This is a genomic window from Bifidobacterium apicola (genome assembly GCF_042846865.1).
Taxonomy (GTDB): domain Bacteria; phylum Actinomycetota; class Actinomycetes; order Actinomycetales; family Bifidobacteriaceae; genus Bombiscardovia; species Bombiscardovia apicola.
Genome location: NZ_BAAFQQ010000001.1, coordinates 651,484 through 667,426, shown reverse-complemented (window position 1 = coordinate 667,426; position 15,943 = coordinate 651,484). Strand labels below are relative to the sequence as shown.

The window sequence follows — 15,943 nt, the reverse complement described above, 5'->3', positions numbered from 1 at the left end:
AGTGATGAGTCCCCGTCTGCAAGTAGCGTTGAAGTATGTCTGAGCTCCAAACCCATCTGTTGGACAAGGCCCCGTTCGGGCGGGTCGTGCCGGCCATGGTCACTCCCATGAACCATGACGGGTCCGTGGATTTTGAGGCCGCTGGCAATCTGGCCCGCAGGCTTGTCGCTGATGGTGCGGATGGGTTGCTGGTCAACGGCACCACCGGCGAATCTCCGGCCACCCACATGGAAGAGAAAGTCGATTTGGTACGAGCCGTAAAGGATTCGGTGGACGTGCCGGTCATCTCGGGTGCGGGCTCCAATGACACAGCCCACACGGTCCGCATGACCGAGATGACCCAGGAAGCCGGGGCGGATGCGCTCCTGGTGGTCATGCCTTACTACTCCAGACCCTCCCAGGATGGGGTTGTAGCGCATTTCAGGTCCGTCTGCCGGTCTGCGGATCGTCCCATCATGCTCTACGATGTGCCTGGCCGCACCGGGTTGCACGTGACTGTGGATACCTACCGTCGTCTTGCTGAATTGCCGCATGTCGAGGCAGTCAAGGATGCCACTGGTGACCTGGCCGCAGTTCCCATCAAGCGCAAGGAGACGGGGCTGATCTGGTACTCCGGCGATGACGGGCTGTACCTGCCCTTCCTGGCCTTGGGTGCCGTCGGTGTCATATCGGTCATGGCCCATGTGGCCAGCGGTCCTATGCAGGACCTGGCGACTCGGTTCGATCAAGGCGACCTGAAAGGGGCGCAAAGGTTGTCGACCACCCTGGCGCCACTAGTGCGGGCGATGAACGGCCAAGGGCAGCAGGCAGTCATGGCCAAGGCCGCTTTGAAAGTGGCCGGCGTCTTGGACAGCACGACGATGAGGCTCCCTAATCTTGGGCCTGGCAAGGACCAGCTGATCCAAGCCGAGAAAGGCATGAAGGCCGCAGGGCTGATGCGCTCCTGACAAGCAACCAAGCGTCGCCCCTGTATCAGACGGGGGTACAGATAATAGAAACACAAGTGACAATGGCAAGAAAACAAGAAGAATCAAACACGACCGGCAAGAGCAGAAATCGGCGGTCCGCCGCCAAGACGAGCTCACGGTCGTCCGCCAGAAATGGCAAGCAGAACACAGGCAGGTCCCGGAGTGAATCCCGAGGACGCCGCAGTGGTGTTATTGCTCGTGGCAAGGGTACTCAGGCTGAGCAGCGTCTGGTGGCTCCTCCGAAGTATCGCAAGGGTTCCATGCGTATTGTTCCGCTGGGTGGTTTGGGTGAGATCGGCCGTAATATGAATGTGGTCGAGTATGATGGTCATATTCTGCTGATTGACTGCGGGGTGCTGTTTCCGGAGGAGGAGCAGCCGGGGGTGGATTTGATTCTGCCTGATTTCAGTTATATCAGGGGCAAGCTGGATCAGGTGGATGCTCTGGTGTTGACGCATGGGCATGAGGATCATATTGGGGGTGTGCCTTATTTGCTGAAGCTGCGTCCTGATATTCCTTTGATTGGTTCGAAGCTGACTTTGGGGTTTGTGGATGCCAAGTGCGAGGAGCATCATCTCAGGCCCACCGAGGTGGAGGTCAAGGGGCGTGACAAGCTTAAGGTGGGCCCCTTCAACCTGGAGTTCGTGGCGGTCACCCACTCCATCCCTGACGCCCTGGCTGTGTCTGTGCGCACCCCGGCGGGTCATATCATCGACACCGGCGACATGAAGATCGATCCGCTGCCTCTGGACCACAGGCTGACTGACCTGCGGGAGTTCGGCAAGCTGGGCGAGTCCGGCGTGGACCTGCTCATGGTCGATTCGACCAACGCCGAGGTCCCTGGCTTCGTCAAGCCCGAGATTTCCATCGCTCCCGCCCTGGACAAGGCCTTTGCCGAGGCCCAGCGCAAGATCATCGTGGCCTCCTTCTCCAGCCACGTCCACCGGGTGCAGCAGGTGGTTGACGCCGCCCACAAGTTCGGCCGCAAGGTGGTCTTCGCCGGCCGGTCCATGGTCCGCAACATGTCGATCGCCTCGGACCTGGGCTACTTGCATCTGCCCGAGGACACCGTGGTCGACCTTAAGGACGCCCATAACATCCCTGACGAGAAGATCGTCTACATGTGCACCGGCTCCCAGGGCGAGCCCATGGCGGCTCTGGGCCGCATAGCCGACGGGACCCACCGTGACATCACCATCAACGAGTTCGATACGGTCATTCTGGCCAGCTCGCTGATCCCCGGCAATGAGCACGAGGTCTACAAGGTCATCAACAAGCTGGTGCGCCTGGGCGCCAAAGTGGTCAACCGCGACAATGCGGCCATCCATGTCTCGGGCCACTCCGATGAGGGCGAACTGCTCCACTTCTACAACATCGTGCAGCCCAAGTGCGCCATGCCCATCCACGGCGAGAACCGGCACCTGGTGGCCAACGGTCTGATTGCCGTCAAGACCGGAGTGGATCCGCAAAACGTGGTCTTGGCCGAGGACGGCGACGTGGTGGACCTCTACCATGGTCAGGCCGCCGTGGTCGGATCCGTGCCCTGCGGATACGTCTATGTGGATGGTGACTCCGTGGGTCAGCTGACCGACGACGAGCTGGAGCAGCGTCGGATCCTGGGCACTGAAGGCTTTGTCTCCGCTTTCGCCGTTGTCGACACCGAAACCAGCAAGGTTGTCTCCGGTCCCAAGGTCTACCTGAACGCTGTGGCCGAGGATGAGAGCGAGTTCAAGTCCATCAGCGCCCAGATAGTCGATCAGCTTGAGGAAGCCATGGCCAAGGGGACCACTGGAACCTATCAGCTTCAGCAGATGATGCGCCGTACCCTGGGCGGCTGGATCTCCCGCAAGCTGCATCGTCGGCCCATGATCGTGCCCGTGGTGGCCGATATCGCCACTGACGTGCAGCCGCAGGGCTGATTGTCGCTGCCTGCATGCAGATACTGAAGGCTCCGGCCGCCCAGACGGACGGCCGGAGCCTTCAGTGTTATCAGTAGACAGTCCCCGTATCGGCAGACAGGAGCGCTTACATGCTCACGATGATCTTGACGTGGTTTTCCGCGTCCTCCCGCAGCTGACGGAAGCCCTTATCCACGATGTCCTCGACCTTGATCCGGTCTGTGATGAAGGTGGACAAGTCGATGTTCCGGTCATGGATGAGCTTGATGGCATCGGCGTGGTCGTTGGCGTATCCCATAGTGCCGCGGATGAACTTCTCTCCGAAGCCCAGCTCCTTGGTCAGGTTCAGCGTGATGGGCTTGCCATGCAGGGCTACGACCATGAGCCCGCCAGTGGCCTTCAAGGCTGCCAAGAGCTGGTGATCGACAGGCTCGGCCCCGGCTGCATCGAAGGCCAGATCAGCCCCGGCTTCGTCGGTCTCGCGACGGACCCTCTCTGCCAGGTCCTCCTTGCTGGGGTCGACCACGATGTCGGCCGAGTGCGACTGCAGGGCCTTCGCCTTGCGAGCCGAGGAGAGCTCGGACATGATCACCCGGACTCCCTTTGCCCGCAGAATGGTGCCGATGAGCAATCCAACAGGCCCGGCGCCGCCGACCACTGCGGTCTGACCTTCGCGGGGATCCATGGCGCGGATGGCGTGGTGGGCCACGGCGAAGGGCTCGATCATGGCAGCCTGGTCCAGCGGGATGTCGCCAACGGGGAAGACGTGCTCTGCTGGAACCACGATATGCTCGCTCAGCCCGCCGCCGCCTCCGTTGATGCCGATGCCGGCCAGCTTGTCGCAGTCATTATAGTTGCCGGCCTTGCAGGCTGGGCATTCGCCGCATGCGATTTCGGCCTCGACGACAACAGCGTCGCCCACCTTCATGTCCGTGTGCACGTCGTCGGCGATGGCCTCTACGGTTCCCGAGATCTCATGGCCGAAGACCACGGGCAGGGTCTCGCCTGTCAGGGGATGAGGATGGTCGGGCGAATTCCCGCCGCCGTTGACTGCTCCGTCGTAGTACAGATGAACGTCGGAACCGCAGATGCCGGTGAAGGCGGGGTGGATCTTGATCGTCCCGGGCTTGAGCTCAGGCTCGGGCACGTCCTCCAGTCGCACGTCTTCCTTGCCGTAGTACATCAATGCTCTCATATCGTATATCCTCTCTGATATGCGTGTAGGCCCTGCATGGACGAAGTCGAATACCTAACATGACTTCCCTGCGGGCGGGTGATGCTCCCTCGTTGGAGACCGCCCGATTTTCATATTACCGCGGATATGATGCCAAGGAAAACGGGTCTTCAGCCAGGACCTCGCCGCCCGGGTCGAAATCGAAATCGCCCAGCCAGTGGCCGAACCTGCTGGGTCCCTTGCCGCACCAGACCACCCGGGCGCTTCGGTCGGCCCGGCCGCTCAGCAGCCGGTTGGCGGTTCCGGTCACCTTGTCGTTGCCCAGACGGTAGTCCAGGAATTTGTCGTCCCCGTAGTGGCGCGCCACCCGCTGACGCTGTTCCTGGTCCAGTACCCGCCAAGGGTCAGCTGCGCAGAAGACTTTGGCAGGCAGGTCATGCTCCGCTGCCTGGATCAGGGCCAGGCCCCCGCCCAGGCTGTGCCCGGTAAAGAGCACCTTGCGGTCGGTTCCTGTCTGGCGCCTGGCCAAGTCAAGCGCCTGCTTTGCCAGGATGTCCGCCTGCTGCGTCTGTCCTGGTTCCCCGTTCAGCGGCGGCAGGAAGCAGGTCAGCGCGGCATGGATGTCGTGGCGTGGGTCGTCGCGCAGGTTGGTGCCTGCATAGACCACGGCCAAATGGGTATAGTCAGGACCGTCCTTAAGGTTCCGGGCGGCGATCATCCCCTCGAAGCCGTTTTCAGGGCAGTAGCGGGAGCGCAGCACCCAGTAGCTGCCGAGGTCTGGATCCTCGAACCAGTGCAGGCCTGGCCTGGTCTTGACATCCCCTCGGCCGATCCCGTAGGAGTACTGGCACAGCATGTTGAGCTGCTGTGTGGTAAATCCGGACCGGACTTGCATGGCGCTCCCTTTCTGCCAGGCTTATGAGGCATGAACTATGACCAACCGCCTGGACGTCTGACTATTCCCGTCCGGACTGCGCCGTGAGAAAAGAGGGGAACCGTCCTTCTGGCCCGTCGGCGGGTGCCCGCATTAGACTTGACATGCCATATCCATACAGGACCTATGCCGATGCCGGTGGGGGCACCGGCATCCATGCGTGAAAGGAAATTCATGCCCGGAGCCAATCTGACTCGTGTGGAAGCCGAAGAGCGAGCCGTCGTCGTATCCAATGTCAGCTACAAGGTCCATCTGGACCTGACCAAGGGGCCTGTCACCTTCCCCTCCACGGCCCTGATTGCCTTTGATGCCCGGCCGGGGGAGTCCACCTTTGTGGATCTGATTGCCGACCAGGTCAGCCTGATCGAGCTCAACGGCCAGCGCCTGGACCCGGCCCTGGCCTTCCGGGACGACCGGATTGAGCTTAACGACCTGGGCGAGCACAACCAGCTGCGGGTGGAGGCCCTCTGCCGTTATTCGCGCACAGGCGAGGGTCTGCATCGCAGCGTGGACCCCTCGGATGGCAACGTTTACCTCTACTCCCAGTTCGAGGTGCCCGACGCTCGCAGGGTTTACGCGGTCTTCGACCAGCCGGACATCAAGGCCGTCTTCGACTTCACCGTGGATGCCCCCGCATCCTGGACGGTCCTGTCCAACATGCCTCCCGCCTCCCATCAGGACCTGGACAGTCGCACTGCCGGGGGAACCCTGGAGGGCGGCCGCACCGAGGGTGTGACCCGCTGGGTCTTCCAGACCACGCCGGTCATGAGCTCCTACCTGACCGCCTTCGCCGCAGGCCCCTATGCCCAATGGACCAGCGAGTACCGGAACGAGGACGGACGGACCATCCCCATGGGCCTGTACTGCCGCCAGGCGCTGAAGGACTCCCTGGACGGGGACGCCGAATACCTCTTCGACGTGACCAAGAAGGGCTTCTCCTTCTACGCCAAGACCTGGGACGTGCCCTTCCCTTGGGCCAAGTATGACCAGATCTTCGTGCCCGAATACAACGCGGGCGCCATGGAGAACATCGGCCTGGTCACCTTCCGCGACTCATACGTCTTCGAGTCCAAGGCCACCGGAGCCCAGATCAACCGCCGCGTGGAGACCGTCCTGCACGAGCTGGCCCACATGTGGTTCGGCGATCTGGTGACCATGAAGTGGTGGAACGACCTGTGGCTGAACGAGTCCTTCGCCGAGTTCATGTCGACCCTGGCCACTGCCGAGGCCACCGAGTGGACCGACGACTGGGCCACCTTCTGCTCCGGCGAGAAGAGCTGGGCCCTGACCGAGGATCAGCTGCCCACCACTCACCCGGTTGTGGCCCCTATCCGCGACCTGCATGACACCGAAGTCAACTTCGACGGCATCACCTACGCCAAGGGCGGTTCCGTCTTGAAGCAGCTGGTCGCCTACGTGGGCCGTGATCGCTTCTTCCAGGGCATCCACAACTATCTGACGGCCCACGCCCATGGCAACGCCACCCTGAAGGATCTGCTGACCGAACTGGAGAAGACCAGCGGCCGCGACCTGGGCAGCTGGTCCCGGCTCTGGCTTGAGGAGGCCGGCATCACCACGCTGACCAGCCAGGTGCAGACCGACGAGCAGGGGATCATCACCGCCATGCGGATCGACCAGACCGCCCCCGAGGAGCATCCTGTCCTGCGTCCTCACCGCTTGGCTGTGGGCTTCTACGACGAGGACCAGTCCGGCAAGGTGGCGCGTACAGACCGATTCGAGCTGGATCTGGACGGCCAGGGAGCCGAGGTGCCCCAGGTCGTTGGCAAGAAGCGTCCGGCCCTGATCCTGATCAACGATGACGACCTGACCTATGCCAAGCTGCGTCTGGACCAGGACTCCCTGGAGTATGCCACGCAGAACCTCTACCGGATCGAGGACCGTCTGGCCCGGGCCGTGGTCTGGCTCAGCCTGTGGGACATGGCCCGGGATGCGCAATTCCCCGCTGAGCGCTTCATCAGCCTGAGCCTGAAGGCACTGGCCACCGAGCACCAGTCCACCACCTTCCGCTACGCCCTGTCTCAGATCTCCACGGCTGCCCACCACTTCACCGCCTCCCGTCGCCGCCAGCCCATGCTGCAGCTGGTGGCCAGCGCGCTCTGGGATCTGGCCATAAAGGCTCAGCCCGGCTCGGATGAGCAGTTCCAGCTGGTCCGCGCCTACCTGGGCTACGGGGACGACGTCGACTTCGAGGATCACGCCCGTGGCCTGCTGAGCGGCGACCTGAAGCTGGAAGGTCTGGCCATCGACAACAACACCCGCTGGCTGATCATCCACGCCCTGTCCGCCCACGACCTGCTGGCTGACGGCGAGATCGACCAGGAGCTGGACGCTCGAGACACCACGGAGAACCGCGAGTTCGCCATGGGCGCCCGGGCCGCCCGTCCGACGGCCGAGGCCAAGGCCTGGGCCTGGGATCAGGCCTTGCATAACGAAGACCTGACCAACTCTCAGATCGAGGCACTCGCAGACGGCTTCTCCGGCTCAGGAGACCAGGAGCTCTTCGAGCCCTACGTGGACCGCTTCTTTGCAGCCGTGGACGAGGTCTGGACTCAGAAGACCTTCCACATCGCGGAGACCCTGCTCAACCCCCTGTCGGCAGGCGGGCTCTACCCGACCAAGGCCGACCCGGCCGCCCTGGTCAAGGCGGGCGACGCCTGGCTGGCCGACCACGCCGAGGCCCCCAAGGCCCTGCGCGGAATGATCATCCAGAACACGGAGTCGTCCCGGCGCATCCTCAAGGTCCGCGAATACAACGAGCGCCTGCGCTGAGCGCCCTACCTGCCCCTAGCCCGAATGGCGACGGGTCAGGGGCGGGTCCATAATGAATCTGTCGCCTGCATGCAGGGATGGTACGTGAGGATCGGCGGGGCCGTCAGCGGCTCGGCAGCCGGGTTCGGAGGAGAGCAATGCCCAGATTATTCGGTACCGATGGTGTACGCGGTTTAGCCAATAGAGACCTGACTGCACAGCTGGCCCTGGATCTGGGCGATGCCGCAGTCCGGGTCCTGGGCCGTGGCGCGGATCGGTCCGCGGGCCGCCGACGTGCCCTGATCGGCCGCGACACCCGGGTCTCCGGTGATTTTCTGGCCTCGGCCCTGGCTGCCGGCATGTCATCGGGCGGCTTCGACGTAATCGATGTGGGCATCATCCCCACTCCGGGCATCGCCTACCTGACCAGCGTGCTGAACGTGGAGATGGGGGCGGTCATCTCCGCCTCCCACAACCCCATGCCCGACAACGGCATCAAGTTCTTCGCCCGGGGCGGGTTCAAGCTCCAGGATTCCAAGGAGGACGACATTGAAGCGGTCCTGGGCCAGGACTGGGAGCGCCCGGTGGGAGAGGGCGTGGGCCGCGTCTCCCATGACACGGTGACTGCCACCAACATGTATATCGACCATCTGGTTGAGGCCGTGGCCCCTGTCGCTCCCGACAAGACCCAGCCCAAGCCCCTGGACGGTCTGCGGATCGTGGCCGACTGCGCCAACGGAGCAACCTCGGTGGTCGCTCCGGAGGCCCTGCGCCGGGCCGGGGCGGACGTGGTGGTCATCAACGCCTCTCCAGACGGGTACAACATCAATAAGCACGCCGGATCCACCCATCCAGAGCAGCTGCAGGCCATGGTCCAGGCTTCGGATGCGGTCATGGGCGTGGCCTTCGACGGGGATGCCGACCGCTGTCTGGCCGTGGATGAAGAAGGGCATATGGTCAACGGCGATCAGATCATGGGCATCCTTGCCCGCGCCAAGCAGCGCGAGGGCAAGCTGGCCAACGACACCCTGGTAGTCACGGTCATGAGCAATCTGGGACTCAAGCTGGCACTGAAGCAGATGGGCATCGTCACCGTTCAGACGGCTGTGGGCGACCGCTACGTCCTTGAGGAGATGCTGCGCGGAGGCTACACTTTGGGCGGCGAGCAGTCCGGACACGTCATCAACCGGGAGTTCGCCACCACCGGTGACGGAACTCTGACGGCCCTGACCCTGGCCAAGGAGGTTGTGCGTTCGGGCAAGAGCCTTAAGGAGCTGGCCGCCGACTTCCCCCAGCTGCCCCAGCAGCTGATCAACGTGTCCGGTGTGGACAAGAACGCTGCCCGCACCAATGCCAAGGTCCAGGATGCGGTCGAGGCGGAGGAGCGGATGCTGGGCGACACTGGCCGGGTCCTGCTGCGGCCCTCGGGCACCGAGCCCCTGGTCAGGGTCATGGTCGAGGCGGCCACCCAGGAGCAGGCTGACCAGGTCTGCCAGCGGCTGGCATCGGTTGTGGCCGATGAGCTGGCCATCTGAACAGACGACCCAGGAAAGGCGGAATCATCCATGTTCGGCAGAAAAGCGGCCTTCGATGCCGATCTCAACCACCGGGTGGAGTCCATGCTGGCCGAGGCTGGCGAAGAAGAGCTCCTGCCTATCGTGCAGATGGGCGAGCCCGTACTTCGCCAGCAGGCCCAGCCCTACAAGGGTCAGCTGGCAGCCAAGACTCTGAGCAGGCTGCTCAAGGCCATGCGGGCCACCATGCTTGAGGCGCCGGGCGTGGGGCTGGCAGCGCCCCAGGTGGGCCTAAGCCTGGCCATCGCCGTCATTGAGGATCATGTTCGCGACGACGAGGATGATCCACGCCAGATCGACGAGCTGCCCTTCAGGGTCATCATCAACCCCTCCTATGAGCCTATCGGGCAGGAGACGGCGGCCTTCTATGAGGGATGCCTGTCATTGGAAGGATTTCAGGCGGTTCGCCGGCGCTGGCTGGACATCACGGCCAGCTGGGAGGACCGTTTTGGCCGCAAGCACCGCCAGCGCATGCACGGCTGGCCTGCCCGCATCTTCCAGCACGAGACCGACCATCTATCGGGCGAGGTCTACATCGACAAGGCCGAGATTCGCAGCCTGTCCTCCGATGACAACCTGAGCGAGTACTGGGCCTACGATCCGGTCCCCACCGAGGCGGCAGAGGAGCTGGGCTTCAGCCTCTGAGCCCTCTTGACCCTCTGATCCAGGGCCATATCTTCAGTCAGCTCCGGTCTGTCCCCCTTCAAGGGCGCCACCGGGTGCATGATCAGTTCTTCAGAAGCATGACGGCCCGGCTCCACAGCCTTGGGCAGGACCACTCGGCCATCCACGCCTGGGTCCAGCCAGGAGTCCAGGTTCTCATCAGGGATCAGCAGGGGCATCCGATCGTGCACTTGGGCAGCCTCCGCCGTGGCTTGGGTCGTCAGGATGGTGGCCGTCAGCAGCCAGGGTTGGCCCGGCTGAGATCGCCACCAGGAGTAGAGGCCGGCGATGTTCAGGGTGTGGCCGTCGGGCGCCTGGAAGTAGTAGGGCTGGTGGTCGGGTGTCCATTCGTAGTAGCCGCTGGCCGGAATGATGGCTCTCCGACTCCGGGCCGAGTCTGCGTAGGTGCGCTTGGTCAGGGCGCTTTCCACTCGGGCGTTGTGGGTGGGGTAGGCCAAGTGATCGCTTTCGGCCCAGGAAGGGACCAGATTCCAGCGTGCCGGATGCAGGTGCCGTTGCCCGTGTCGGTCCTGGGCCACCAAGGCAATGATCGACCCGGGACTGATGTTCCAGGAAGGCTTGGGCAGTCCTGGAGCCTGCCGGGCGCCATAGCCTTGGGCCAGGTTGGCATAGTCCAGGTCAGCCGCGAATCGTCCGCACATGAAGCCCATTCTATGGATGCCTGGAGCCTCCGTCGAGGAAACGCCGTAAGCCTTTTTTCGGGCCAGTCTAAATGCTGATTGACCGCTCTTCCCTGCTAGCATGAAAGCGGTCTGCGGCAGCGGTGCATCCATTGAGGGCCACCGTGGCCACAGCGGAGTGTTCAACATTGTTTTTGCCCTGCCTGGCACGAGGTCGGCGGCGGCATGGTGATTAGGAGATGGCTTATGCCTCAGAAGATCAAGGCGTCGATTGCCTACGGCATCGGCAAGGGATTTGCCCAGCCCGAGGAGATCATTATTGACGACCCCATTGGCGCGGAGGTCCTGGTCGACGTGCAGGCCTCGGGTCTGTGCCATTCGGATCTGCATCTGGTAGAGGATGACGACAAGTTCTTCTCCTTCCCGGCTGTGATCGGCCATGAGATCTCTGGCATCGTCGAGGCCGTGGGCCCCGAGGTGTCCGGCATCAAGGTGGGCGACCACGTGGTGGCCTCCCTGGAGCAGGTCTGCGGGCACTGCGCCAACTGCCTCAAGGGCCAGCCCCAGTCCTGCACCCAGCAGCAGGAGTGCGTGCGCGGGGCGGGCGAGAAGCCTCGCCTGTCCTTCCCTGACGGTCGGCCCATCACTCAGGCCTTCGGCACCGGCGGTTTCGCCGAGAAGGCCCTGATTCACGAGAACCAGCTGGCCGTGGTCAACAACCAGGTCAAGTGGGATGAGGCAGCCTGCATCGGCTGCGCTACCATCACCGGAGCCGGAGCAGCCATCAACACCGCCCATGTGCGTCCCGGGGACACCGTGGCCGTCATCGGCACTGGCGGCATCGGCCTGAACATCATTTCAGGAGCCCGGATCTGCGGTGCCAAGCGGATCATCGCCATTGACCTGCTGGACAACAAGCTGGAGTTCGCCCGCAAGTTCGGCGCCACCGATGTCATCAATTCCAAGAACGAGGACCCTGTGGCCAAGGTGCGCGAGCTGACTGACGGCGGTGTGGACCAGGCCTTCGAGGCCATCGGTCTGCCCGTCACCATGAAGCAGGCCTGGGACATGCTGGGCGTGGGCGGCACAGCCTACCCGATCGGACTGACCAAGCCTGATGCCACGGTCTCGCTGGAGATCAACCCGGCCGACCTGCTGGTCCACCAGCGCGGCTTCAAGGGCGTGTGGATGGGCTCCACCAACATCAAGCACGACATCCCCATGTATGCCGACTTTGCTGTGGATGGAAGGCTGAATATGCATGACATCGTCAGCCAGCACATCAAGCTCAGCCAGATCGACGAGGCCTACAAGCAGCTGGTCAACGGCGAAGTCATTCGTTCCGTCATCACCGAATTCGACTGATCCCCTCCAACTGTTTGGCATGACTGCTGAAGGTCATGCCAAACAGGGGGCTCCGGGTGCGCAAGGCATTCGGGGCCCCTTTGTCGTTCCGGCAATCCCAGAGCCAGGTCAGGACAGGAGCCTGCCCACGTTCTCAGCCACTGCGGCGAGATTGTCAGCGGCCTTGGTCATGGCATCCTCAAGGCTGACGGCCCCAGGGCTGATGCTGAAGATGGCATCGATGCCCACCTTGTAGAGCTCTTCGGTCCCCGCGCCCACGTTGCCTGCCAAGGCGATGACCTTGCAGCCGGGGGAGGACTCCTTGACGGCCTGGGCTGTGCCCATGGGGGTCTTGCCGAAGCCGGTCTGGAAGTCGATGCCGCCCTCGCCGGTGAAGCAGAGGTCGGCGCCGCGGGCCAGCTCCTTAAGGTGGGTGGTCTCTACGACAATATTGACGCCCGAGGCCATGACGGCCGGAGTGAAGGCCAGGAAGCCTGCGCCCAGACCTCCGGCGGCTCCTGCGCCCGGTCTGGTCTCCACCTCTCGATGCAGATCTTTGCGAATGACGGCTGCATAGTGGGCCAGGGCCGCATCCAGGGTGGCCACCATGGATGGGTCCGCCCCCTTTTGCGGTCCGAAGACGCCCGAGGCTCCTTCCGGGCCAGTCAATGGGTTGGTTACGTCCGAGGCCAGACGAATGCGGGTGCTTGCCAGCCTGGAATCCAGACCGGAGGCGTCAATTCGGTCCAGCCGGGCCAGTGCAGCCCCTCCCTGGGTCAGCTCATGTCCGTCAGCGTCCAGGAATCGGGCACCCAGGGCCTGAGCCATGCCGGCGCCGCCGTCGTTGGTGGCCGAGCCTCCAAGGCCGACAATGATCTCCTGTGCGCCCTGGTCCAAGGCCTTGCCGATCAGCTCGCCCGTGCCGTAGGTGGTGGTGACCAGCGGGTCGCGGGTCTGTTCGTTGACGAACTGGATGCCGCTGGCCGCAGCCATTTCGATGGCGGCTGTCCGTCCGTCGCCGAGCATGCCGTAGCTGGCCATGACGCTCTGGCCTAGAGGTCCGGTGACCTGGGCCTGGATCATATGGCCTCCGGTGGCATCGACCAGGGACTGGACCGTGCCCTCGCCGCCGTCGGCCATGGGTACCAGGACCATCTCGGCCTTGAGTGTGCTGCGTCGCAATCCGCGTTCAATGGCTTTTGCGGCCTCCTTGGCGGTCAGGCTGCCTTTGAAGGAGTCGGGTGCGATGATGATTTTCATGGTTGTGACCTTTCCTGACTCGTGGATTCAGAAGACCAGATAGACCAGCATGGCCACCAGGGTCATGGTCAGGCCCACCAGGAACTCAAAAGGGACCACCTTCATCCGCTCGCCCAGGGTCATGTTGATGGACTTGGCGGTGACGTGGAAGTAGTTGCCGTGGGGCAGCTGGTCGATGACCGTGGCGCCTGCCTGCATGGTGACGGCGGCGGCCACCCCCGAGGTGCCAAAGGCCAGGATGGACTTGCCGAAGGAGCTGCTGCCCAGAATAACGCCCGTGGAGGTGGATGCGGTGGCGGCGGCCATGAGGATGCCGGCGATGGGGGCCAGCATGGATCCGGGCACGCCCATGGCGTGGATGAGGTCGACGATCTGCTTGGGCAGGTCGGAGCTGGTGATCAGCCCGCCCAGGGCTCCGGCTCCGATCAGGATGAGGACCACATCCACCATGCGCTGCAGACCGGCGCTGGTGTATGTGAGGATTTTTCCGCCCTGTCCCATGGCCAGCAGCCCCAGGATGGATGCCAGTGGCAGGATGTACATGGCATCCACCTGGAACCGCTCCAGCAGACCGATGTGCAGGATAGAGCCCACGGGGTTGAGCAGGAGCAGGACCACGGCGGTGATCGGGGCCACCAGGGAGCGCCCCAAAGAGGGCAGATCCTTGTCCTTGGAGGCTTTAGCTGCGTCCTCGCCCAGATCTTCCATGGTGACGATCCGCCCGCGATGCTGCATGATGGTGGCCAGCAGAACAGCCATGGCCAGTCCGCATAAGGCTGGAATAAAGCTGCCGATCATGACAGCCGAGGGTTGTATGTGGAATCCCGATGCCACCGCGATGGTGTTGGGGTTGGGCGAGATGATGTTGCCGGCCTTGCCGCCCCCTGACAGGGCGATCAGCAGGGCCAGCTTGGATATCTTGAGTCGGCTGCCGACCTCGATGGCAATGGGCGCCACGATCAGAACGGCCACGGGGATGAAGACTCCAACGGCGCAGATGATCATGGTCGCCAGGGCCAGCGAAAGGATGGCCATGCGCTCGCCCAGGCCGTCCACAATGGTTCGAGCTATCCGGTTGGCGGCTCCGGACTCCATCATGACCCCCGCCAGCACGCCGGCAGCCAGGACCCGAATGACCGTGCCCATGACGCTCTGAGAGCCAGCCACCACGATGTTGACGGTCTGGCCCAGGGAGGCGCCCCCAATCAGGCAGCCTACGATGGCCCCCAGCATGAGCGCATAGGTGGTGTTGAGTTTCCTGAGAATGAGGATGATGGCCAGGGCCAGGCCCAGCAGGGCGGCCCACCATGACAAGGTAATGTCCATGTCAGTTCCTTTGATCCGTATCTTGTGCCAGGGACCATGGTCGGCATCGTCATAGATGCCAGACCAGCAACGATCCTCTAGCTTTGTTCACCATCAGTGTGGCTCTGTTAAGCTCTTTTTACCAGGGCACCCATACTCGAAAAGCAAAGGAGAGTGTGAGCAAAAATGGTTCATGTACCATGTTCATGAGGAGGCGAGCCATGACCATAGACCCTGCGACGGCGCAGACAATCGTCGACAACCTCAAGGATGTAATCGAGTACAATATCAATTTCTTCGACACTGAGGGAACCATGGTGGCCAGCACTGACGCCTCGCGCATAGGCAGCTTCCATGGCGCGGCCCGCCAGGCGGCCGTTGACGGTCAAACCGTTGCCGTGGATCGTCGGCATCCTTATCAGGGAGCCCGGGACGGGGTCAATGTGCCAGTAGTGCTCAATGACGCAGTGGTGGCGGTCATCGGGATCACCGGCCCCGTGAACAGGGTGGGGGCTCTGGGCGGGATCATCGAGCGCATGACCGAGCTCTTGCTCTGCGCCAACATGGAGCAGATCGCTCGGTTCAACCGGCGGATCATGACCAGTAACCTCGTCAACCTGCTGACCCTGAAGCACAAGGACAACGAATTGATGAACGCCCTGGCCCTGGCCCTTGATCTGGACCTGTCAGGTCCACGGCTGGCTCTGGTCGGCAGGGCTCCAGGAGTCCGGTTGGAAAGGCTCAACCAGGATCGTCTCTACGAAAAACTCTGCAAGACGTGCCTGTCTTTCGGGGTTCCCCTCTTCGCCGTAAGCCCCAGGGACTTTCGCATCTATGCACCGCAGATGGGGCAAGCCGAGCTTGATGATTTCGTGGTCGCTTTACGGCAGGCTCTTGCTGGCGCGGTCGGCTCCCAGGTGGTGCTGGGTGCGGGGGCGATCCAGGCGGATCCGGACCAGTACTGGCGCAGCTATCGGCAGGCATGCATCGCAGCACGATGGGCCGGATTCACTGACAATGACCAGCGGTATCGGTACGAACAGATGGGCACGGGGCTGCTGATCACCTCAATGCCCGCCGAGCAGTGCCAGGCCTTTGTGGAGCAGGTCTTTGCAGGCCTGGAGCCGGATCGCATTGAGCAGTTCGACAGGGTCTTCAGCGCTTACACCCGGCACAACGGTAGCATTACGCACGCCGCCCAGGAGCTTTTCATCCACAAGAACACTATGCAGAACCGGCTGGATGCTTTGGCGAGAGAGACGGGCTACAATCCTCGACGCCTGAGCGATTATCCCATCCTGGCTGCAGCCTTTGATCTTCGCAAGTACCTGGCCTACAAGGATATTCCTGACGAAAGCGCGGAGTTGAGCGACTCCCCAGAGACCGCTGACCAGCCTGAAGGAACGAACTAGA

The 15,943-nt window shown here is 62.9% G+C and carries 12 protein-coding genes; 7 read left to right on the top strand and 5 right to left on the bottom strand.

The genetic code is table 11. The features are described from left to right. The first annotated feature begins 35 nt into the window (after positions 1 to 35). Both dapA and ACGG9J_RS02890 read left to right on the top strand, forming a co-directional pair. Positions 36 to 947 (top strand): 4-hydroxy-tetrahydrodipicolinate synthase, encoded by a 912-nt coding sequence (gene dapA / locus ACGG9J_RS02895; protein WP_390133449.1) that lies wholly within the window; start codon positions 36 to 38, stop codon positions 945 to 947. A 41-nt stretch (positions 948 to 988) separates the two neighbouring features. Further along, a complete protein-coding gene (locus tag ACGG9J_RS02890; RefSeq protein ID WP_390135296.1) occupies positions 989 to 2,887 on the top strand; it encodes a ribonuclease J in 1,899 nt (632 codons plus the stop codon). 106 nt (positions 2,888 to 2,993) lie between these two features. Here the strand turns inward: ACGG9J_RS02890 and ACGG9J_RS02885 are convergent, their stop codons facing one another. After that, a complete protein-coding gene (locus ACGG9J_RS02885) occupies positions 2,994 to 4,061 on the bottom strand; it encodes a 2,3-butanediol dehydrogenase (RefSeq protein WP_390133447.1) in 1,068 nt (355 codons plus the stop codon). 115 nt (positions 4,062 to 4,176) lie between these two features. Beyond that, entirely contained in the window at positions 4,177 to 4,935 is a 759-nt protein-coding gene (locus ACGG9J_RS02880) for a lipase family protein (protein ID WP_390133445.1), read from the bottom strand. 213 nt (positions 4,936 to 5,148) lie between these two features. Between ACGG9J_RS02880 and pepN the strand changes: the two genes are divergently transcribed. The 3 genes from pepN (at position 5,149) to ACGG9J_RS02865 (ending at position 9,962) form a co-directional block, all read left to right on the top strand. Then, the gene (gene pepN, locus ACGG9J_RS02875; protein WP_390133443.1) at positions 5,149 to 7,764 is read left to right on the top strand and encodes an aminopeptidase N; all 2,616 of its coding nucleotides are present in this window, start codon (positions 5,149 to 5,151) and stop codon (positions 7,762 to 7,764) included. Between the two features lie 137 nt (positions 7,765 to 7,901). Then, positions 7,902 to 9,278, top strand: coding sequence for a phosphoglucosamine mutase (gene glmM, locus ACGG9J_RS02870; protein ID WP_390133441.1), 1,377 nt, complete (start codon positions 7,902 to 7,904; stop codon positions 9,276 to 9,278). Positions 9,279 to 9,308: 30 nt separating this feature from the next. After that, positions 9,309 to 9,962: a peptide deformylase gene (locus ACGG9J_RS02865; protein WP_390133439.1), complete on the top strand. Its 654-nt coding sequence runs from the start codon at positions 9,309 to 9,311 to the stop codon at positions 9,960 to 9,962. Here ACGG9J_RS02865 and ACGG9J_RS02860 read toward each other — a convergent pair. Then, the gene (locus tag ACGG9J_RS02860; protein WP_390133438.1) at positions 9,911 to 10,642 is read right to left on the bottom strand and encodes an SOS response-associated peptidase; all 732 of its coding nucleotides are present in this window, start codon (positions 10,640 to 10,642) and stop codon (positions 9,911 to 9,913) included. The two genes, ACGG9J_RS02865 and ACGG9J_RS02860, sit on opposite strands and share 52 nt — an antisense overlap. A 225-nt stretch (positions 10,643 to 10,867) precedes the next feature. Between ACGG9J_RS02860 and ACGG9J_RS02855 the strand changes: the two genes are divergently transcribed. Continuing rightward, positions 10,868 to 11,986 carry a zinc-binding dehydrogenase gene (locus ACGG9J_RS02855; RefSeq protein WP_390133436.1) on the top strand — a complete coding sequence of 373 codons (1,119 nt, stop codon included), beginning with the start codon at positions 10,868 to 10,870 and terminating at the stop codon, positions 11,984 to 11,986. Positions 11,987 to 12,094: 108 nt separating this feature from the next. Here ACGG9J_RS02855 and ACGG9J_RS02850 read toward each other — a convergent pair whose 3' ends face one another. Next, the gene (locus tag ACGG9J_RS02850; RefSeq protein WP_390133434.1) at positions 12,095 to 13,225 is read right to left on the bottom strand and encodes a glycerate kinase; all 1,131 of its coding nucleotides are present in this window, start codon (positions 13,223 to 13,225) and stop codon (positions 12,095 to 12,097) included. A 27-nt stretch (positions 13,226 to 13,252) separates the two neighbouring features. Continuing rightward, complete coding sequence (locus ACGG9J_RS02845; RefSeq protein ID WP_390133432.1) at positions 13,253 to 14,551, bottom strand: GntP family permease; 1,299 nt, start codon at positions 14,549 to 14,551, stop codon at positions 13,253 to 13,255. 200 nt (positions 14,552 to 14,751) lie between these two features. Between ACGG9J_RS02845 and ACGG9J_RS02840 the strand changes: the two genes are divergently transcribed. Then, positions 14,752 to 15,942, top strand: a complete 1,191-nt coding sequence (locus ACGG9J_RS02840) for a CdaR family transcriptional regulator (RefSeq protein ID WP_390133430.1) — start codon at positions 14,752 to 14,754, stop codon at positions 15,940 to 15,942. The last annotated feature ends 1 nt before the right edge of the window (position 15,943 follow it).

What these genes read in the sequence shown, in the direction of transcription:
- dapA (WP_390133449.1), top strand. Translation starts at nt 36, where the DNA reads ATGTCTGAGCTCCAAACCCATCTGTTGGACAAGGCCCCGTTCGGGCGG.
- ACGG9J_RS02885 (WP_390133447.1), bottom strand. Translation starts at nt 4,061, where the DNA reads ATGAGAGCATTGATGTACTACGGCAAGGAAGACGTGCGACTGGAGGAC.
- ACGG9J_RS02880 (WP_390133445.1), bottom strand. Translation starts at nt 4,935, where the DNA reads ATGCAAGTCCGGTCCGGATTTACCACACAGCAGCTCAACATGCTGTGC.
- glmM (WP_390133441.1), top strand. Translation starts at nt 7,902, where the DNA reads ATGCCCAGATTATTCGGTACCGATGGTGTACGCGGTTTAGCCAATAGA.
- pepN (WP_390133443.1), top strand. Translation starts at nt 5,149, where the DNA reads ATGCCCGGAGCCAATCTGACTCGTGTGGAAGCCGAAGAGCGAGCCGTC.
- ACGG9J_RS02845 (WP_390133432.1), bottom strand. Translation starts at nt 14,551, where the DNA reads ATGGACATTACCTTGTCATGGTGGGCCGCCCTGCTGGGCCTGGCCCTG.
- ACGG9J_RS02865 (WP_390133439.1), top strand. Translation starts at nt 9,309, where the DNA reads ATGTTCGGCAGAAAAGCGGCCTTCGATGCCGATCTCAACCACCGGGTG.
- ACGG9J_RS02860 (WP_390133438.1), bottom strand. Translation starts at nt 10,642, where the DNA reads ATGTGCGGACGATTCGCGGCTGACCTGGACTATGCCAACCTGGCCCAA.
- ACGG9J_RS02855 (WP_390133436.1), top strand. Translation starts at nt 10,868, where the DNA reads ATGCCTCAGAAGATCAAGGCGTCGATTGCCTACGGCATCGGCAAGGGA.
- ACGG9J_RS02840 (WP_390133430.1), top strand. Translation starts at nt 14,752, where the DNA reads ATGACCATAGACCCTGCGACGGCGCAGACAATCGTCGACAACCTCAAG.
- ACGG9J_RS02850 (WP_390133434.1), bottom strand. Translation starts at nt 13,225, where the DNA reads ATGAAAATCATCATCGCACCCGACTCCTTCAAAGGCAGCCTGACCGCC.